This is a genomic window from Streptomyces sp. RKAG290 (genome assembly GCF_023701695.1).
Lineage (GTDB): Bacteria > Actinomycetota > Actinomycetes > Streptomycetales > Streptomycetaceae > Streptomyces.
The window spans coordinates 5206869-5226464 of record NZ_JAJOZC010000001.1 but is presented as its reverse complement, the minus strand read 5'-3'; the positions used below and the strand labels follow the sequence as shown (position 1 = coordinate 5226464).

The 19596-nt window shown below is 72.7% G+C and carries 13 protein-coding genes and 2 pseudogenes; 9 read left to right on the top strand and 6 right to left on the bottom strand.

Translation table 11 applies throughout. The features are described from left to right. Positions 1–83 precede the first annotated feature (83 nt). Positions 84–1103 (bottom strand): NADP-dependent oxidoreductase, encoded by a 1020-nt coding sequence (locus LNW71_RS22990; protein ID WP_250969952.1) that lies wholly within the window; start codon positions 1101–1103, stop codon positions 84–86. A 129-nt stretch (positions 1104–1232) separates the two neighbouring features. On the opposite strand from LNW71_RS22990, the gene LNW71_RS22985 reads away from it, so the two are divergent. Continuing rightward, complete coding sequence (locus tag LNW71_RS22985; RefSeq protein WP_250969951.1) at positions 1233–1673, top strand: MarR family transcriptional regulator; 441 nt, start codon at positions 1233–1235, stop codon at positions 1671–1673. 27 nt (positions 1674–1700) lie between these two features. On the opposite strand, the gene LNW71_RS22980 is transcribed toward LNW71_RS22985, so the two are convergent. Further along, the gene (locus LNW71_RS22980; RefSeq protein WP_250969950.1) at positions 1701–2495 is read right to left on the bottom strand and encodes a hypothetical protein; all 795 of its coding nucleotides are present in this window, start codon (positions 2493–2495) and stop codon (positions 1701–1703) included. 78 nt (positions 2496–2573) lie between these two features. On the opposite strand from LNW71_RS22980, the pseudogene LNW71_RS22975 reads away from it, so the two are divergent. The 3 genes and pseudogenes from LNW71_RS22975 to LNW71_RS22965 all read left to right on the top strand — a co-directional run bounded on the left by LNW71_RS22975 (position 2574) and on the right by LNW71_RS22965 (position 5923). Beyond that, positions 2574–3139, top strand: a pseudogene (locus LNW71_RS22975) (hypothetical protein). 144 nt (positions 3140–3283) lie between these two features. Continuing rightward, positions 3284–4321, top strand: a complete 1038-nt coding sequence (locus LNW71_RS22970; RefSeq protein WP_250969949.1) for a rod shape-determining protein — start codon at positions 3284–3286, stop codon at positions 4319–4321. A 21-nt stretch (positions 4322–4342) separates the two neighbouring features. Further along, positions 4343–5923, top strand: coding sequence for a GAF domain-containing protein (locus LNW71_RS22965; protein WP_250969948.1), 1581 nt, complete (start codon positions 4343–4345; stop codon positions 5921–5923). On the opposite strand, the gene LNW71_RS22960 is transcribed toward LNW71_RS22965, so the two are convergent. Beyond that, entirely contained in the window at positions 5901–6332 is a 432-nt protein-coding gene (locus LNW71_RS22960) for an Lrp/AsnC family transcriptional regulator (RefSeq protein WP_250969947.1), read from the bottom strand. The genes LNW71_RS22965 and LNW71_RS22960 overlap by 23 nt on opposite strands. Before the next feature lie 124 nt (positions 6333–6456). Here LNW71_RS22960 and LNW71_RS22955 point away from each other — a divergent pair, with 124 nt between their 5' ends. After that, the gene (locus tag LNW71_RS22955; RefSeq protein WP_250969946.1) at positions 6457–7671 is read left to right on the top strand and encodes an MFS transporter; all 1215 of its coding nucleotides are present in this window, start codon (positions 6457–6459) and stop codon (positions 7669–7671) included. 57 nt (positions 7672–7728) lie between these two features. On the opposite strand, the gene LNW71_RS22950 is transcribed toward LNW71_RS22955, so the two are convergent. Both LNW71_RS22950 and LNW71_RS22945 read right to left on the bottom strand, forming a co-directional pair. Continuing rightward, positions 7729–9912 carry a ThuA domain-containing protein gene (locus LNW71_RS22950; protein WP_250969945.1) on the bottom strand — a complete coding sequence of 728 codons (2184 nt, stop codon included), beginning with the start codon at positions 9910–9912 and terminating at the stop codon, positions 7729–7731. A 7-nt stretch (positions 9913–9919) separates the two neighbouring features. Further along, complete coding sequence (locus tag LNW71_RS22945) at positions 9920–12382, bottom strand: PQQ-dependent sugar dehydrogenase (RefSeq protein WP_250969944.1); 2463 nt, start codon at positions 12380–12382, stop codon at positions 9920–9922. A gap of 330 nt (positions 12383–12712) precedes the next feature. On the opposite strand from LNW71_RS22945, the gene LNW71_RS22940 reads away from it, so the two are divergent. From LNW71_RS22940 to LNW71_RS22930, 3 genes and pseudogenes are all read left to right on the top strand, one after another. Further along, complete coding sequence (locus LNW71_RS22940) at positions 12713–14170, top strand: acyl-CoA synthetase (RefSeq protein WP_250969943.1); 1458 nt, start codon at positions 12713–12715, stop codon at positions 14168–14170. Continuing rightward, positions 14163–15512: a carboxyl transferase domain-containing protein gene (locus tag LNW71_RS22935; RefSeq protein ID WP_250969942.1), complete on the top strand. Its 1350-nt coding sequence runs from the start codon at positions 14163–14165 to the stop codon at positions 15510–15512. Before LNW71_RS22940 ends, LNW71_RS22935 begins: the two co-directional genes overlap by 8 nt. A 95-nt stretch (positions 15513–15607) precedes the next feature. Beyond that, a pseudogene (locus tag LNW71_RS22930) lies at positions 15608–16404 on the top strand (VOC family protein). 72 nt (positions 16405–16476) lie between these two features. On the opposite strand, the gene LNW71_RS22925 reads toward LNW71_RS22930, so the two are convergent. Next, on the bottom strand, positions 16477–17748 hold the full coding sequence (locus LNW71_RS22925; protein ID WP_250969941.1) for an MFS transporter: 1272 nt from the start codon (positions 17746–17748) through the stop codon (positions 16477–16479). A gap of 127 nt (positions 17749–17875) precedes the next feature. Between LNW71_RS22925 and LNW71_RS22920 the strand changes: the two genes are divergently transcribed. Beyond that, positions 17876–19492, top strand: a complete 1617-nt coding sequence (locus tag LNW71_RS22920; RefSeq protein WP_374119441.1) for a hypothetical protein — start codon at positions 17876–17878, stop codon at positions 19490–19492. The last annotated feature ends 104 nt before the right edge of the window (positions 19493–19596 follow it).

The following is a 19596-nucleotide window of genomic DNA, read 5'->3' as shown; positions in this document are numbered from 1 at the left end:
GGATCCTCCTGCATATGCGCCGCGACTCGCGCCCACGATCGCGACGGCCTGGGATGAGCCTAACGGGTGTGCGGAGAAGCCTGTCAGGCGAGGGAAACGATCATCTTGCCGGTGTTCTCGCCGCGGAGCAGACCGAGGAAGGCGTCGAAGCCGTTCTCGATGCCCTCGACGGCGGTCTCGCGGTACTTCAGCTCGCCCGAGGCCAGCCAGCCGGCCACCTCCTGGACGAACTGCCCCTGCAGGTCGGCGTGATCGCCGACGAGCATGCCCTGCAGGCGCAGCCGCTTGCCGATGACGAGGGCGAGGTTGCGCGGGGCGGGGGCCGGCTCGGTCGCGTTGTACTGCGCGATCATGCCGCAGATGGTCGCGCGGCCGTGCACGTTGAGCGAGGAGATCGCGGCTTCGAGGTGCTCGCCGCCGACGTTGTCGAAGTAGACGTCGATGCCGTCGGGGGCGGCCTCGCGCAGCTGCTCGCCGACCGGGCCGTTCTTGTAGTTGAACGCGGCGTCGAAGCCGTACTCCTCGACCAGCAGCTTGACCTTCTCGTCGGAGCCGGCGGAGCCGATGACCCGCGAGGCGCCCTTGAGCTTGGCCAGCTGGCCGACCTGGCTGCCGACCGCGCCGGCCGCGCCGGAGACGAAGACCGCGTCGCCCTCCTTGAAGGAGGCCACGTCGAAGAGGCCCGCGTAGGCGGTGAGGCCCGGCATGCCGAGCACGCCGAGGTAGGCGGAGAGCGGGGCGAGGGAGGCGTCGACCTTCACGGCGTGCTTGGCCGGGACGTCGGCGTACTCGCGCCAGCCGAGGCCGTGCAGGACGTGGTCGCCGACCGCGAAGCCCTCGGCGTTGGAGGCGACGACCTCGCCGACCGCGCCACCCTCCATGGGGTGGTCGAGCTTGAAGGGCGGGGTGTACGACTTCACGTCGTTCATCCGGCCGCGCATGTACGGGTCGACCGAGAAGTGCAGGTTGCGGACGAGGACGCGGCCCTCGGCGGGAGCGCTGACCGGTGCCTCACGCAGCGCGAAATCCTCGGCCTTCGGCCAGCCGTGCGGACGGGCTACGAGGTGCCATTCACGGCTGGACGTGGGAAGTGCTGCAGACATGGGCTCGGTGTCTCCTCGATGTCTTGGGGTGCGGGAAGCCGTTCAGCCGGAGCGGAAAAGCTTCATGACGTGAAACAACCATGCGCCTGGATATTTCATGTTGTCAAGTAACCGGCTATCCTGTGTCCCATGGCCACCCCTCGCGCAGACCCTCTGACCCTCGAAGTCGTCGAGCTCATCGGCACCGTCGTGGCGCGCTACTACGAGGAGTACGAGCAGGCCGCGGCCGCCCACAGCCTCACCGGTGCACAGGCCCGGGTACTCGGGCTCCTCTCCCTTGAGCCGATGCCCATGCGCAGGATCGCCAAGAAGCTGAAGTGCGAGCCGTCGAACGTGACCGGGATAGTGGACCGGCTGGAGGCGCGCGGTCTGGTGGAGCGCCGCCCCGACCCGGCCGACCGGCGGGTGAAGCTCGCCGCCCCCACCGAGAAGGGCGCCCGGACGGCACGGCAGCTGCGCGACTCGCTCGACTTCGCCCGTGAGCCGCTGGCCGGCCTTTCCGACGAGGAGCGCGGGGTGCTGCGGGACCTGCTGCGCCGGATGCTCGGCATGGAGCCCGGAGGCCTGTAGGAAGCCGCGGCGGGAGAGCTCAGCGGGTCAGCAGAACCACGGGAACCAGCAGGTGTCCGACGGGGTCGGCGTCGGGGTGGGTGTGGGCGTGGGAGGGGGCTGCGCCGGGGTCGCCGACTGCGACGGGCCGTCGGGCGCACCGCCCGGCTCCGACGGTCCGCCGCTGGTGACCGAGGGGGCCGCCGACGGCGGTACGGACACCGGCGCGGTGGTGGCCGGACCGGCCTCCGCAGGGCGTGTCCCGTCCGCCTCCCGGGCGGTGCGGGTGGCGGACGAGGGGTGGGCGTCGGTCGCCGGGACGACGGACGGGCTGCCCGTGGGGCTGTCCACCGGACCCGGCGGTTCGACCGCCTTGCTCGACGTCGGCTCGGGCGCGGGCCCGGTCGTGACGGAGGTCGACTCGCGTACGTAGTCGGACGCGCCGTCGTCGCCGCCCGGCTCGGTCGCCAGCTCGGCCAGACTGAGCGCCCCCGCCGCGAGGACCACGCCGAGCAGCGCCAGCAGCGCCGTACGGCCGCGGCGGCTGCGGCCCCGCCGGCCCCGGCGCGGCCGGGAGTCGCGCTCCTCCCGCCGGTCCTGCCTGCGCGAGCCGTGCGCACCGCGCCCCGCCCGGGCGCCGTCACGGCCCGTCCGGGCAGCATCGCGCTCCCGGCGACGCCGGCCTCCGGACCGGGACGACGTGGCCTTCTCGTCCGGCCCGTCCGGTTCGTGGCGGACGGCCGCGGGCACGGCGTAGTGGCTCAGCGCCTCCGCGGGGGTTCCGCATCCGGCACAGGCCAGGGCGCCGTTGAGATGCCGCTGACAGGGGTGGCAGTAATCCATGGCGCCCGCAGACTAGATGCCCGCCGGACACCAGAGAAAGCGGCTCAGGTGAGGATCCTGTGTGGAAGCGTTGATTCCATGACCGCTGCCACGCCCTTCGGCCCCCGTGAGTTCCAACTTGTCCTGTTGCGCCGGATGGCCGACCACCAGCCCGGCCTCGTCGAGGACGCCCGGCACGAACTGAGCGCCACCCTCGCCGAGATGCGCGAGGCCAACCGCCGCTGGCAGGCCATGGTGCGCGCGCCGAGGGGCGGGGCTCGCTGCGCCGCTACCGCTCGGTGCTCGGCGAGCCGGAGTCCTCGCTGCGCCGCAAGGTCGGGGACCTGGAGTGCAACGCCCTGTTCTGGCCGGTGCCCCTCTGGCCGGACCTGCGGTTCGAGGTGATGACCGGACCTGGCGGGGCGGTGTGGAACGAATGGCTGGTGCGGGCCCCCGGCGCGGCCGCCCCCGCCCTGCACACGGTCCAGGACCTGCGCCCGTGGTCGTGCACCGTGAACGAGGTGGCACGGGCCTTCGCACCGGCCCGCCCCATGGAGGGCAGCGCGCCGACCCGCTGGGCGCTCGCGATCACCGCGCCGGTCACCGGCGAACCGTACGTCGCCGAGTTCACCTGGGGACTGCTCCAGCGGCTGCTCCCCCGCTGACCGGCCCGGCGGCCCCGGCCGACGAGGCGTCAGCTCGGTACCCCCTACGGCGCATCCCAGCGCGCACAACGCCCCGAACGGCGCACGATGCAAGGAGAACCGGCTGCCCGTCGGTCCCCCTCAGCGCTCTCGGGAGAACCTGCCGTGACCGTCAGCCTTGAGCAGTTGCGCCGTTGCCATGTCGCCGTCGACCTCGGGGCCGCCCGGACCCGGGTGTACGTCAAGGGGCTCGGGCTCGTCGTCGACGAGCCGAGCGTCGCTGCCGTGAACACCCGTACCGGGTCGCTCATCGCCGTCGGTGCGCTCGCCGAGCAGATGACGGGCCGCACCCCCGACTACATCCGGGTGGTCCGCCCGGTCTCCGGCGGGACCGTCGTCGACATCGAGATGGCACAGCGCATGCTGCGCCATCTGCTCGGTGAGAAGCTCCGCCGGCAGCTGCGCCGCAAGCCGCGGCTGCGCGCGGCCGCCTGCACCCCGCACGACAGCGATCCGCTGGCCCAGCGCGCCACCGTCGAGACCCTGGTCGGCCTCGGCGCACGCCGGGTCGAGCTGGTCGACACCCTGATCGCGGCGGCCGTCGGCTGCGGACTGCCGGTCGAGCAGCCGACCGCCACCATGATCATGGTGTGCGGGGCAGCGACCACCCAGATCGCGGTGCTCTCGCTCGGCGCGATCGTGACGGCGGTGCGCCTCCCGATCGGCGGCGACGCCATCGACCACGCGGTGATCCAGCATCTGCGCCAGTACCACGAGCTGATGCTGCCGAGCCAGTCCGTGCGCCCCCTGCAGCTGGCGCTCAGCGGCAACGGCCTGACCCCGCACGGGCCCGCCGTGACCGAGATCCACGGCCGGGACGTGGCGACCGGGCTGGCCCGTTCGGTGCACGTCGACACCGCCTCGGTGCGGCAGGCGATCCACCGCCCGCTGACCGCCGTACTGGACGGCCTCGGCAAGGTGCTGCGGGACTGCCCGCCCGACCTGGTGGCCGACCTCGCCGACTGCGGGATCATGATGGTCGGCGGCAGTGCGCTGCTGCCCGGCCTGGACCAGATGCTGCGGAACGCGACGGGGATGCCGGTGCACATCGCCGAGCGGCCCGACGTCTGCGCCGTGCTGGGGCTGGGCGCCATGCTGGACGGCAAGATCCGCCCGATGGTCCTCAACCCGCTCGCCTGCTGAGCACCCCGGGTCCTGCGGCGGATGACAGAAGAACCGGACGACGCGGAGTTCGGCGTCGATCCCCGGACGCCCCGGCTGCCGATGCTCCTGGAGGCGGTGCTGAGCGTCGGCACCGATCTCGAACTGCGGGCCACCCTGCAGCAGATCATCGACACCGCGAGCGCGCTGACCGACGCGCGCTACGGGGCTCTCGGGGTCCTGGACCCCGAGCGCGGCACCATCCGTGAGCTGTTCGTCTCCGGGCTGAGCCGCGCCGGACGGGAAGCCATCGGCGACCTCCCGGACGGGCACACGGGCATGCTCGGTGCGCTCATCGAGGAGGCGCAGCCGCTGCGCTCCGACGACCTGACCCGCGACCCGCACTCCGGCGGGGTGCCGCCCCACCACCCCGAGATGCACTCGTTCCTCGGCGCCCCGATCCGGGTGGACGGCAAGGTCTTCGGGAACATCTACCTCACCGAGAACCGCACCGGCCACTTCAGCGACACCGACATGGCGTTGCTCCGGGCCCTCGCCTCGCAGGCCGGCATCGCGATCGGCAACGCCCGGCTGTACGAGACGGCCCGCCGGCGGGAGCGCTGGATCGAGGGGGCGGCGGCGGTCACCAACACCCTGCTGACCGGGAAGAGCGCCGCCGACGCCCTGACGACCGTGGCCGAGCGGGCCAGGCTCCTCAGCAACGCCTCGGCCGGGGTGATCCTCCAGCCGGACGCGGAGGGCGGCATGGAGATCGTCGCCGCGTCCACGCCCGACGATCCGGCCGGCCTGGTGGGCACGGCCATCGCACCCGGCTCCCCCGTCCTGGTCCAGCTGCTGGGCGGCGAGGCGGTGTTCATCGAGGACTCGGCGACCGATCCGCGGATGACCACCCACGTACGCTCCCGGTTCGGCCCCAGCATGATGCTGCCGTTGCAGAGCGGCGGGCGGCTCATCGGCACCCTCGCGCTGCCCCGGCGCCGCGGCGCGCTCCCGTACACGGCCGCGGACCGGCTGCTGGCCTCGCAGTTCGCCTCGCAGGCCGCGCTCGCACTGGTCCTGGCGGACGCCCAGCACGACCGCGAACAGCTCGCGGTGTACGAGGACCGGGACCGGATCGCCCGCGATCTGCACGATCTCGTCGTCCAGCGGCTGTTCGCCACCGAGATGATGCTGGAGTCGACCCGCCGCCGGGCCGGCCCCGGGGAGACGGACGAGCTGCTCGGCCGGGCCGTCGACGAGCTGGACTCCACGATCCAGGAGGTGCGGACGGCCATCTTCGCCCTTCAGCAGCCGCCCGCCGAGGCCCCCACCACCTTCCGCGGTCAGGTGCTGCGGGAGACCCGGGGTGCGGCGGCGGTGCTCGGTTTCCAGCCGTCGGTGCACTTCACCGGGGCGGTGGACGCGCTCGTGCGGGAGCCGGTGGGCGGGCGGCTGCTCGCCGCGCTGCGCGGGGCCCTGGCTGCCGCGCACCGGCGGACCGGGGTGTCGTCCATCGAGGTGGAGGTCGATGTGACGGCCGCGCTGCCCGACGGCCGGGCCGCGGTCCGGCTGGCGGTCGCCGACGACGGACGGGAACAGGACGGTTCGCGCCTGCCGGGTGTCATCTGGCAGGCGCCGCTCTGAGCGCGACCCTGGTGTTGGAGTGGGCGACGCCCGCCTCACGCCTGAGCCTGCGCAGCAGGCCGTCCAGTGCGGTGGTGTCGGCGGCGGTGGCGCGTACGAGGTAGTCGTGGCCGCCCGTCACGTGCACCACCTCGGTGATGCCCGGCAGGGTCAGCACCGCGCGCTCGAACACCTCGTTGGTGGTGTCCATCCGCAGGGTCACGTCGATGAAGACGACCAGGCCGGTCCGGGTGTCGGCGGCCGGATCGATGATCACGGTGAAGCCGCGGATGACGCCGTCCCGGCGCAGCCGCCGCACCCGGTCGGCCGCAGCGTTGGCGCTGAGCCCGACCCGTGCGCCCAGATCGCGGTACGAGATCCGCGCGTCCTCCTGGAGGACTCCGAGGATTTCCCTGTCCAGACGGTCCATACCGCGATTGTCGCAGCTTTCGGACAATTGCGACTTCGGGCGGCATGCGCCGGTAGCTGCCGCGCACGCCCCGTATGGAGCAGGCCGACGGGCTCATGGCGGGCTGCCGCCCTTGACTGGCACTGTGGATACAGCCGCCAAGCCTTCCCCCGCCCCGGCCGGCGCGAAGCCTTCGGGCGCTGCCTACCGCAACCTCGTGGTGGCCACGATCGGCTTCGCGCTCACCTTCTGGGCCTGGAATCTGATCGCACCCATGTCCGACTCCTACAAGGAGCGGCTCGGTCTGAGCTCGTTCCAGCAGTCGCTGCTGGTCGCCGTGCCGGTGCTGGTCGGTTCGCTGGGCCGGATCCCGGTGGGCGCCCTCACCGACAAGTTCGGTGCGCGCCTGATGTTCCCGCTGGTCTCGGCGCTGACGATCGTGCCGGTGCTGCTGCTGATCCCGGCGAAGGACTCCTACGGCGCGATGCTGGCGGTGGGCTTCCTGCTGGGGCTGGGCGGCACCACGTTCGCGATCGGCATCCCGCTGGTCAACTCGTGGTTCCCGCCGGCCGAACGGGGCCTGGCCCTGGGCGTTTTCGGCATGGGCATGGGCGGTGTGGCGCTGTCCGGGTACTTCACCCCGCGGATCGCCGAGCACGGCGACAACCTGCCGTTCCTGGTGGTCGCCGGGGCGCTCGTGGTGTACGCGGCGCTGGCGGCGTTCCTGGTCAGCGACCGGCCCGGCCGGCAGGTGCCGACCGACACGCTGGCGCACCGGCTGGCCGCGGCGGGGCGGCTGCGGGTCACCTGGGAGCTGTCGGCGCTGTATGCGATCGGCTTCGGCGGCATCGTGGCGTTCGGCGTCTATCTGCCGACGTATCTGAAGACCTGGTACGACCTCTCACCGACCGACGCCGGTACGAAGGCGGCCGGGTTCGCCATGGTCACGGTGGTCTTCCGGCCGATCGGCGGCTGGCTCTCGGACCGGATGCACCCGGCGCTGGTCTCCTCGGCGGCGCTGGGCGTGGCCGCCCTGATGGCGATCGTCCAGGCCTTCGACCCGAAGCTGGTGCCCGGCGGCACGATCGCGCTGCTCGTCATGGCGGCCGGCCTCGGCACCGCGAGCGGCAGCGTGTTCGCCCTGGTCTCGCAGGTCACACCGCAGGCCAAGGTGGGCAGCGTCACCGGGATCGTCGGCGCGATGGGCGGGCTCGGCGGCTTCGTGCCACCGCTGGTGATGGGTGCGATCTACAGCTCGAAGGGTTCCTACTCGATCGGCTTCATGCTGCTGTCCGACCTGGCCCTGGCGGGCTGTGTGTACGCGTACGGCCGGATGCGGACCATCCAGCGGGACGCCTGAGAGGGCCCGCCGCGAGAACGCCAGCGTCCCCGCCGGGACGCTGCCGTCTCTCATGGGTCAGTGCGGGGCGGGGGCCGCCTCGCGCTGCTGCTCGAACCGCTCGGCCCAGTAGGCCGTCCGGTCGAGGTAGGCCGTCTCCGCGGCGGCCCCGGTCTTCCCGTACGCCCCGGAGTAGGTCTGGTAGCCGTGGCCGGCGGGCGGGGTGCTCGACGCGGGTTCGATCGGGCTGCCCTCGTGCCATTCGTTGAAGGAGGTGACGGAGACCCAGGAGGGTGATCCGCCGATGGCCGGGTCGAGCGCGTTGCTCCATTCCAGGTCGTAGGAGGCGCCGTCGTCGCGTCCCAGGGTGGGTGTGGTGTTGCCGGGCACGGCGCGGTCGTCGATGTACCCGGGGGCCACCGAGGGCGCCCAGACCAGACCGTTCGCCCTGGCGTACTCCCCTGCCTGCTTCCAGCCGGGTGCGGTGGCCCCGGCGATCCCGTCGTAGGTGTAGATCCCGCCGAAGTGCGCGACCTTGGTGGTGTCGGTGGTCTGGGCGAGCACGATCGCGCGGTCCCGCACGGCGTCCAGGGCCGACCAGTCCTGGATCCTCAGGCTCTCGAAGATGTAGAACGCGGCGCGGTCGCCGTGCTCCGCGTCCCGGTAGTAGGCGGGGTGGCTGCCGAACCTGCCTTCGAGGTAGCCGATGTCGTCGACCACGGAGGCCGCGGTCCTGCCGCCGTACGGCTCGATGTGCCAGGCGACCTTGATCCCGTGGCGGGCGGCGGCGTCCAGGACCTGGCCGGCGATGGAGTCCTCGTAACCGCCCTGCCCCCACCAGCTGTAGACGATGACGCCTGCGCCCGACTGCTCGATCCACTTCATGTGCTGCTCGACGGCCCCGTCGATGTCGCCGGAGTCGTACGGGCCGAGCTTCGGGTAGAGGTCGGCGCCGATGTCGTCCGGCGGGGTGTGGCCGCCCTGCTGCCAGTGGCGCCAGCTGCCGGACGTGCCGGGGGTGCCGTACCAGGGGTAGTAGAAGAGGTGGACGTCCGAGGAGCCCGCCGCCGCGGCCGGTGCCTCCTTGGACAGGGTGAAGCTGTCGATGTCGAAGAGCGAGCCCGCTCCCCCGGTGAACGCGAGGAACAGCGGGCCGGAACCGGCGCCGGTCAGGGCGCCGGTCACCTCGGTGAACGTCTCCCAGCCGCCGGTCGGGGCGACGGCCACCGACCCGAGCAGCGGCCCGGTGGCCGACCCGGACCGGACCTCGACGGTGCCGCCCGCCCCCGCCGAGGAGACCCTGGCCCGGAAGGAGGTGGCCCCGGCCGTGTCGACGGAGGAGTACCCCGCCCAGTCGCCGTCGTCGATGTAGCCGAGGGTGGCCCCGCCGCCGGCGCCGGTGTGTGCGGCGCTCTGCACGCCGGAGGAGGAGGTGTACGACTCCGCCTCGACGGTGCCCTCACCGGGGTCGGGGGCCCCGGCGCCGCAGTCGGCGCTCACCGCACCGGCCGCGTACTGGATGCCGCCGAGCAGCAGCTGCCGGAAGTCCGGGTCGCTGTAGGACTCGGCGGTGTGGCCGAGGCCGGTGTAGAAGGACCGCCCCTGCTGCTGCGGGTGGCACCAGGTGATGGGGTGGTCGCCGGCCATCTCGCCGCCGGTGTAGCTGCTCTCGTCGAGGCTCTGCAGCACGTGGACGTCGTCGCGGGGATCGGTGCGGTAGTTGTACCACTCGTCGGTCCGGGTCCAGACGTCGTCGAGGTGTGCGGTCGCCGGGTGGGCGTGGTCCTCGGTGACGACCTTCGCCTGCTGGATCGCGGGGTGGCTCTTGAACCAGGCACCGACGAGGTGTTCGTACGCCGGCCAGTCGTACTCCGTGTCGGCGGCCGCGTGGACGCCGACGAAGCCGCCGCCGCCGTCGACGTACGCCGAGAGCGCGTCCTGCTGCGCGCTGTCCAGGACGTCGCCGGTGGTGCTGAGGAAGACCACCGCCTCGTACCCGGCGAGGTTCTGGGTGGTGAACGCGCCGGCGTCCTCGGTGGCGGTGACGGTGAAGCCGTCCGTCCCGCCGAGCTCCTGGATCGCGGTGATGCCGGCGGGGATCGAGTCGTGCCGGAAGCCGGCGGTCTTGGAGAAGACCAGCACGTCGTACGGGTCCGCGGCCGCGGCGGCGCCCGCCGGGGCGGGGGCCAGGACCGCTGCCCCGAGGGCCAGTGCGGCGGCGCACGCGATATGGCGTGCGTGCCAGGCGAATGAGCGTCTCATCCGTCGGTCACCCTTCCGTCTCGAAGGTGAAGGAGTCGATGTCGAACAGATTCCCCTGGCCCGTGGGGCCCTTGAAGACGAGGAAGAGTCCGGTGGATCCCGCCGGTGCGCCGCGCACGTCCGCCGAGACGTCGGTGAAGGTCTCCCAGTCGCCGGTGGGCGGGACGGTGAGGGTGGAGAGCAGGGTGCCGGTGGCGGAGCCCGCGCGCACCTCGATCGTGCCGCCGGGTCCCGCGGACGAGACCCGGGCCGAGATGCCGGTGGCGTTGGCCAGGGCGTACGGCGCGAAGGAGATCCAGTCGCCGTCGTCGGTGAAGCCGACGGTGGCGCCGCCCTCGGCCGCGCCGTGCTGGGCGGGCTCGATGCCGGACTGGGCCGCGAAGTGCTCGGCCTGGCGGTGGCGGGGCTGGAGGACGCTGTCGCTGTGGCCGGTCAGTCCGCCGGCGTCGGTGTACTCGGCGTCGAAGACCCCGTAGATGTTGGCGGCGCTGTCGTGCTCACCGTCGACGGGTACGTCGATGGTGCCGGAGCAGCCGTTCTTCGAGGTGATCTGGTGGCGGTGGCTGTCGTGGCCGAGCAGATAGGTGACCTTCACCTTCGCGCAGTCGACCGTGCCGTCCTCGGGGTCGGAGACGGTGACCGTGAAGGGCACGGAGTCGCCGAAGGAGAAGAGTGCGCCGTCGGCGGGTGTGGTCAGGGTGAGGGTGGGGGCGGTGTTGCCGGCCGTGACGACGAGGCTGGCGGTGCCCTTGAGCCCGTCGGGGTCGGTGACCGTGAGGGTCGGGTTGAAGGTCCCGGCGGTGGTGTAGGTGTGGTGCGGGTCCGCCTCGGTGGAGGTGGCGCCGTCACCGAAGTCCCAGGCGTAGCCGAGCGCCCCGCCCTCGGGGTCCGTGCTGCCGGCCGCCGAGAAGGCGACGGCGAGCGGGGTGGGTCCTGAGGTGCGGTCCGCGGCGGCCTTGGCGACGGGCGAGCGGTTGCTGCCCGCGAGGTACTCGACGCGGTACAGCGCCTGATTGCCGGAGCCGGTGCCGTAGTCCAGGACGTAGAGCGCGCCGTCCGGGCCGAACGCGGAGTCCATGACCTGGGTCCCGGTCCAGGGGAAGGCGTCGATCGTCCCGGGGGAACCGTCAGCCTTCACCTCGATCGGCTTGATCCACTTGCGGCCGTACTCGGCGGCGAAGAAGCGGCCGTCGAGCGACTGGGGGAACTTCACGGCCGAGTCGAGGCCCGCGTCGTAGTGGTAGACCGGACCCCCCATCGGCGACTCGGAGCCGCCGCCGAACTCGGGCGGGGTGCCCGCGTCACCCCCGTACCTGATCCAGGCGGGCTGCACGGCGGGCAGCTTCGGCCGGCCGGAGTTGCGGAAGGAGTTGTTGTCCGGGCCGCCCGCGCAGTCGTACTTCGCACCGGACGGACCGCTGGGGAAGGTGTACTCGTTGTACGCCTCCGAGGCGGTGTTGGTGCCCGTGCAGTACGGCCAGCCGAAGTTGCCGGGGCCGGTGACACGGTCGAACTCCACCTGGCCGCCGGGGCCGCGGTTCGCGTCGGTGGTGCCGGCGTCGGGTCCGTAGTCGCCGATGTACACGGTGCCGGTCGGCTTGTCGACGGACATCCGGAACGGGTTGCGGAAGCCCATCGCGTAGATCTCCGGACGGGTCCGGTCGGTGCCGGGGGCGAAGAGGTTGCCCGCCGGGACGGTGTAGCCGCCGTCCGCCGTCGGCTTGATCCGCAGGAGCTTGCCGCGCAGGTCGTCGGTGTTCCCGGACGAGCGCTGGGCGTCGAACTGCGGGTTGCGTTCGGTACGTTCGTCGAGCGGCGCGTAACCGCTCGACTCGAACGGGTTGGTGTCGTCGCCGGTGGTCAGATAGAGGTTGCCTGCCGCGTCGAAGTCGATGTCGCCGCCGACGTGGCAGCACTGGCCGCGGTCGTTGGCCACTTCGAGGACGACCTTCTCGCTCGCGGTGTCGAGGGTGCCGTCGGCCTTCATCGTGAACCGGGAGAGGTTGAGGTGACCCTTCCACGGCTCGAAGTCGGCGGCGGAACCGGTCACCGGGGCGTCTCCGGCGGGGGTGTTCAGGGCGGGCGAGTAATAGAGGTACACGAAGCGGTTGTCCGCGAAGTCCGGGTCGGCCGCGACCCCTTGCAGCCCTTCCTCGTCGTGCGTGTAGACGTCGAGCTCGGCCGCGGTCTTCGTCGCCCCGGACGCGTCCGTCAGCCGGACCGTGCCGTCCCGTGCGGTGTGGAGCACGGACCTGTCCGGCAGTACGGCGAGGGACATGGCCTCGCCCAGTTCGTCCGGGCCCAGGGCCAGTTGGACCTGCTGGTAGTCGGCGGCCGGGATGTCGGCCTGCGCGTGGATCTCCGTGGGGGTGGCGGGCGCGGCCGCCGCGGTGCCGGCGGCGAGACCGCCGGAGGCCACCAGGGTGAGGGCCGTGAGGACCCTGGACCACAGGGGTGGGGACAGAGGCATGAACGCTTTCCTTCCTGACGGTGCGTGGGGTTGTCAGGCAAGGCGCTGTCGCGCTTTGCGACGTGCGTGTGCGGCCGGCGGACAGGAGAACACGGCCGGTTTTTTTCTTCCTGGCTGTGTCGAGATGCTCGTCCGGAGTGAACTTTTTGCATGCTGGCAACGCAAAATTAATTTGTCAAGGTCGTATCCAAATCCCCGCCGGATGCCCCTTACAGCCATCCGCGCGCCCGGGCCGGGAGGCGTTCGAGCCCCGGAAGCGCTTCACCGGCCCCGGGTCCTCCACTCGGATCCAGCCCCGCCTGATCCGGACGCCCTAGGGTTCGCAGGGTGATGCCACTCTTGCCTGCACTCCAGGACACGGCCGGTCCGACGGCCGCTCGCGAAGCCGTAAGGTTCGGCGGACTTTCCCTGACCTACGCACAGTTGGCCGCGGCAGCCGATCCGCTCGCGGCCCGGATCGCCGGCGGGGGCCGGGTCGCGGTCTGGGCCACTGCCACCCCCGAGACCGTGGTCGCGGTGGTCGCCGCGCTGCGGGCGGGGGTGCCGGCCATACCGCTGAACCCGAAGACGGGTGAGCGGGAACTGGCGCACATCGTCGCCGACAGCGCCCCGTCGACGGTGCTGGCCGCGGCCGGTGACGTACTGCCACCTGCGCTCGCCGCGCTGGAGCGGGTGGACGTGGACACGGCGGCGGCGGGGCCGGCCGGCTCCCCCTTCGCCGAACCCTCCCCCGAGTCCCCCGCCCTGATCGTGTACACCTCCGGCACCACCGGCCCGCCCAAGGGGGCGGTCCTGCCGCGCCGGGCGATCGCCGCGTCCCTCGACGCGCTGGAGGACGCCTGGCAGTGGACCGGCGACGACGTCCTCGTCCACGCGCTGCCGCTGTTCCATGTGCACGGCCTGATCCTCGGCGTCCTGGGGCCGCTGCGCCGGGGCGGTTCGGTGCGCCATCTCGGCCGCTTCTCCACCGAGGGCGTGGCCCGGGAGCTGGAGTCGGGCGGCACGATGCTGTTCGGCGTACCGACGATGTACCACCGGATCGCGGAAGCGCTTGCCGACCCCTCGGCGTCCGGCGGGCTCGCGGCCGCGCTGGCGGGTGCCCGGCTGCTGGTCTCCGGATCGGCCGCGCTGCCGGTACACGACCACGAGCGGATCGCCGCGGCGACCGGCCGCCGGGTCATCGAGCGGTACGGCATGACGGAGACCCTGATGAACACGGGCGTGCGCGCCGACGGCGAACCGCGCCCCGGTACCGTCGGCGCCCCGCTGCGCGACGTCGAACTGCGCCTGGTGGAGGAGGACGGCACCCCTCTCGCCGACCCCGCGTCCATCGGCGAGATCCAGGTGCGCGGCCCGAACCTGTTCACGGGCTACCTCAACCGGCCCGACGCCACCGCCGACGCGCTGACCGCCGACGGCTGGTTCCGTACCGGCGACATGGCCACCCTGGACCCCGACGGGTACGTACGGATCGTCGGCCGCAAGGCCACCGACCTGATCAAGAGCGGCGGTTACAAGATCGGGGCCGGTGAGATCGAGAACGCGCTCCTGGACCACCCCGGCGTCCGCGAGGCCGCCGTCACCGGCGAACCCGACCCGGACCTGGGCGAGCGGATCGTCGCCTGGGTGGTGCCGGCCGACCCCGCCGCCCCGCCCTCGGCGGACGAGCTCGCCGGTCATGTCGCGGCCCAGCTCTCCCCGCACAAGCGGCCGCGCACCGTCCGCTACCTGGACGCGCTGCCGCGCAACGACCTGGGCAAGATCATGAAGAGGTCGCTGCATGGCTGAGCGGCTGTCGGCGCGGGCGGCGATCGCCGCCGTCACCGCCGACTTCACCGAATCCACCGCGCCCCGCGAGGACACCGCGGCCGACGGACCGCTCGGCTGGACGGGCTACGCGGACTCCCGGGCGCGGGCCGCCGCCCGCACCGGCGAGCAGGAGTCCGTCGTCCACGGCCTGGCCACCGTCGGCGGCCTGCGGTGCGTCCTGGTCTCGTTCGAGTTCGGGTTCCTCGGCGGCTCGCTCGGGCAGCGCACCGGGGACCGGCTGGAGGCGGCGTACGAGGAGGCGGTGGCCCGGCGGCTGCCGCTCGTCTCGCTGATCGCGACGGGCGGCAGCCGGATGCAGGAGGGCATGATCGCGCTCACCCAGCTGCACCGGGTGGCCCGCGCGTCGGCCCGGCTGCGGGCGGCCGGGCCGGCGCAGCTCGCGGTCCTGCGCGATCCGACGACCGGCGGCGGCTGGGCGACCCTGGGCGCGGGAGCCGATGTGATCCTGGCCCTGCCGGGGGCACAGGTCGGGTTCGCCGGGTCCCGGGTACGGCCGCCCGGCGCGGACCCGCACGCGTACACCGCCGAGGGCCAGCTCGCGGCCGGTCAGATCGACGCGGTGGTCCCCCCGCAGGAACTGGCCGCCACGGTGGCCCAGTGGCTGCGCGCGCTCGCCCACCACGACGCGGTGCCCGGCCCGGCCCCGGTCCCGGCCGCCCTCGCCGCCACCGGACTGCCCCGGACCGGCTGGGACGCGGTGCTCCGGGCCAGGTCCGCGTCCCGGCCGCACGCCGAGGCGTATCTGGACGCCTACTTCACCCTGCGGCTCCCGGTGCACGGGGACCGCTGCGGGGGCACGGACCCCGGGCTGCTCTGCGGGTTCGGGCTGCACGAGGGGCGGCAGGTTGCGTACGTCGCCCAGTGCGGCACCGCGACCCGCCCGGCCGGTTACCGCGCCGCGGCCCGGGTGATCAGGCTGGCCGACCGGCTCGGCATCCCGGTCCTCACCCTGGTCGACACCCCGGGCGCGGCCAACGACGCCGAGGCGGAAAGGGCCGGCGCGGGTGCGGCCATCGCCGACGCCTTCGCCGCGATCGCGGCCGCCCGGGTCCCCGTCACGACCCTGGTGATCGGCGAGGGCGGCTCGGGCGGCGCACTGGCGCTGGCCGCACCGGACAACACCCACGTCACCGCCGACAGCTACTTCTCGGTCATCGCCCCGGAGCTCGCCGCGGCGATCCTGAAGCGCCCGCCGGACCAGGCGCACGCCACGGCCGACCAGCTGCGGCTGCGCCCCCAGGACCTGGTGGACCTAGGCGTCGCCCGCTCCGTCGTCGGGCCGGACCCGGTGGAGCCCTGACGAGGGTTCGGCGCGCCGGGGGCGCGAGGGGTGGTTAGCGTGACAAAAAGGACCACCCACCGCGTGATGAGTATCGAGTGAGGAGTGAACGGGTCATGGCCGCAGAATCAGAGGGCACTCCGTGCTGGGCCGATGCGACCTTCGGCGACATCGAGGGGGCGAAGAGCTTCTACGGTGAGCTGCTGGGCTGGACCTACGGCGAGTCGCTGCCCGAGTTCGGCAACTACACCCAGGCCTACGTGGACGGCAAGGCGGTCGCCGCCCTGATGCCGCCCGTGCCCGGACAGGAGACGCCCGCCGCCTGGTGTCTGTATCTCGCGTCGCCGGATGCCTCCGCCACCGCCGCGAAGATCCGCGAGCACGGGGCGAGGTACTGGTGGAGCCCATGCAGGTGGGCGGGTTCGGGACGATGGTGATCGCCCGCGACCCGGGCGGAACGGCGTTCGGGGTGTGGCAGGCCGGCAGCCACGAGGGGTTCCAGGCCCGCACGGTGCCCGGTGCCTACAACTGGGCCGAGGTCTTCACCCGGGAGCCGGAGAAGGCGGACAGCTTCTTCCCGGCCGTCTTCGGGTACGGGGTGAAGCGGGTGGAGGACGACGCGATCGACTTCACGCTCTACGACCTGGGCGCGGATCCGGTGCTCGGCCGGATGAAGATGACGGAGGACTTCCCGCCCGAGGTGCCGCCGTATCTGAACGTGTACTTCACGGTCGCGGACTGCGACGCGGCGGTGGAGAAGGCGAAGGCGCTCGGGGCGGAGCTCCGGTTCGGGCCGCTGACCATCCCGTTCGGCCGGTTCGCTTCCCTCACCGACCCGCAGGGGGCACCGTTCTCGGTGATCGACAACACGACGACCGGCGGCGACATGCCGAATGTCTCGGACGTCTCCTGACCGGCTGCCCGGCCTGATCCGGCCCGGTCCGGCCTGAACCGGCCTGAACCGGCCCGGTCCGGACGAGCGGCTTCAGGCCTGGGGTTCGCGTGCGTCGTAGCGCGCGAACCCGGGCCAGCGCAGCGCCAGCAGTCCCACCGCGACGACGCACGCGATCCCTCCCCCGGTCACCGCGAGGCCCGGGGAGGCGAGGTCGGCGACGGACCCGGCCAGGAAGTCGCCGAGCCGTGGGCCGCCCGCCACCACCACGATGAACACGCCCTGCAGCCGCCCCCGCATCTCGTCCGGCACGGCGGCCTGGAGCATGGTGTTGCGGAAGACCATGGACGTGGTGTCGGCGGCCCCGGCGAGCGCCAGGAAGATCAGCCCGAGCCAGAGCTGCCTGGTCAGCCCGAAGACGGCGACGGCCGCGCCCCAGCTCGCGACCGCGAGGAGCACGGCGAGCCCGTGCCGCCGGATCCGCCCCAGCCAGCCGGAGAACACCCCGCCGAGGAGAGCCCCCAGCGCCGGGGCGGCGACGAGCAGTCCGGTGGTCTTCGCGTCGCCTCCGTACCAGAGGACGGCGACGACGGGGAACAGTGCGCGGGGATGGGCGAGCACCATGGCGCACATGTCGGTGAAGAACGTCATCCGCAGATTGGGCCGGGTCCCCAGGAACCGCAGCCCGTCCATGACCGACGCCCGCTTGCCGGCCTCAGCGTTCCCCGGTCCGCGGTCGGGCAGCATCGAGGGCAGCCGCCACATCGCGTAGAGCGAGGCCGTGAAGGTGACCGCGTCGACGCCGTACGCGGCCCGGTACCCCCACCAGCCGACGATGAGCCCGCCGAGCATCGGTCCGACGAGCGCGCCGGTGGTGCTGGTCATGGAGTTCAGCGCGTTGGCGGCGGGCAGCTGCCCGGCCGGGAGCAGCCTGGCGATCATCGAGCTGCGGGCCGGCGAGTTGAGGGCGAAGCAGACGGCCTGGAGTGCGACGACCCCGTACAGCAGCCCCACCTGTTCCACCCCGGCGACGGTGACCGCCACCAGGCCGACGGAGAGCAGGAACGATCCGAACGCGCTGGCGAGTCCGAGCTTCCGCCGGTCGACGGTGTCGGCGACGGCCCCGCCGTACAGCCCGAAGGCGACCAGGGGCACGAGCGAGCAGAGCCCGATGAGTCCGACGGAGAAGGCGGAGCCGGTGAGGTCGTAGACCTGGAGCGAGACGGCCAGCGCCGTCATGCCCTGCCCCACCCACGAGACCGTGTTGCCGAACCAGAGCCGCCGGTAGTCGGGGGAGGTCCGCAGCGGGGTCAGGTCGGCGAATATTCGGGTGCGGGATACATCGGGTTCGGTCGTTTCGGTCACAGCGGATGGTAGCCAGCGGGCCGGCCCGCCGGTTCGGGCGCCCTGGCCCCCGCCACCACGCGGCCCTGCGGAGAGCTGAGTTCACGGGAGTAACAGGGTTCACGCAAGTCATTGACAGCACCATCCCGTGCAGGGAACCATCCACCTCTTGAAGACGGTTGACAACGTTGTCCGACGTCGGAGGCTTCATGGGTTCGCACGAGCAGCACAGTGGATTGTCGCGACGGCAGCTGTTGCGGGCAGGCACCGTGGCGGGGCTGGCAGCGGCGGGAGCGGCCGCCGGATCACCCGGCCACGCGGCCCCGCGGCACGCAGCGGGCGGGCGGCCCGCCATCGAGTTCGGCGGCGGCCAGGACGCACTGCTGGGCGGTGCGTACCGGTCGGCGCTAGAGAACCTGCTGGACATCAACACCGTGCCCTACGATCCGGCGCAGTACAACCAGACCGGCCTGATGACGGACTCCCCCGGTACGTTCATCCGGGCCGGCGGGGGTACGAGCAGCCGTGGACCCGGGACGCGTCGGTCAACTCGTGGAACGCCGCGAGCCTGCTGTCGCCGGACGTCGCCCGCAACACGCTGTGGGCGGTGTGCCGGCGGAGGGACGACGGCACGCTGATCGTGCAGCAGGACAACCAGTGGTGGGACCAGATCGTGTGGGCGGTCGCCGCCTGGCAGCACTACCTGACCACCGGGGACCGGGATTTCCTCACGGATGCCTGTCAGGCCGCCGCCAACACCGTACGCGCCGACCGGTCCCAGCACTTCAACGAGAAGTACGGGCTGTTCGAGGGGCCGGCGTTCCTGCAGGACGGCATCGCGGGCTATCCCAGCCCTCCCTACGACCCCGGCAACACCTCGTCGTTCGTGCTCGACCATCCCGGTGCGGACAGGATGATGTGCCTGTCCACCAACTGCCTCTTCCACGCCGGGTATCTGGCGTGTGCCGAGATGGCGGACGAGACCGGTGACCGTCGCGCGGCAGCCGGCTTCCGGGTGGCTGCCGCCCGGCTGCGCGCCGCGATCAACACCCACCTCTGGCGGCCCGGCGCCGGCAGCTACGGCTACTTCATCCACGGTACGGGTGAGCGCGCCGGCCGGCTGGAGACGTACCAGGAGGCGAACGGCCTCGCGTTCGCCGTGCTGTGCGGGGTGGCGTCGCGACAGCAGGTGCGCGCGGTGCTCGACAGCACCCACCACGAGCCGCACGGCGTCGTGAACGTCTGGCCGCACTTCTCCCGCTTCGACGACGCGCATCCGGGCCGGCACAACGTGATCGTGTGGCCGATGACGGTCGGCATGTGGGGGCATGCGGCCGCGGTCGGCGGCCGCAGCGACCTGCTGGCGCAGGCAGTCACCGACATCGCCGGCCTGGAGCATCGCGACGGCCATTTCTGGGAGATCCACAACGCCCGCACCGGCGCGGTGGACGGGGGCTGGCAGACCGGGCAGCAGTGGGGTTCGGAGCCGGACCAGACCTGGTCCGCCACCGGCTACCTGCGGCTGATCCACCGGGGAGTTTTCGGCATCGGTCACGAGCGGGACCGGCTGCGGTTCACCCCGCGTCTGCCACCGGGCTGGGGCCCGGTGACGTTGCGCGACCTGCCCTACCGCGAGGCGACGCTCGACATCACCCTCACCGGCGCCGGCCACCGCGTCGTGTCGTCCACCGTCGACGGACACCGCAGCGCCACCGTGCCGGCGGACCTCACGGGGCGGCACCGGGTACGGATCGAACTGGCCTGACCCGGACCGCTGGGCGGGGCCCGGCCGACCACCCGGCCGCGGCGACGGGCCGGTCACCCGAGGGCCGCGGGCCCGACCTCCGACGGGCGGGCATCGTCCGCCGC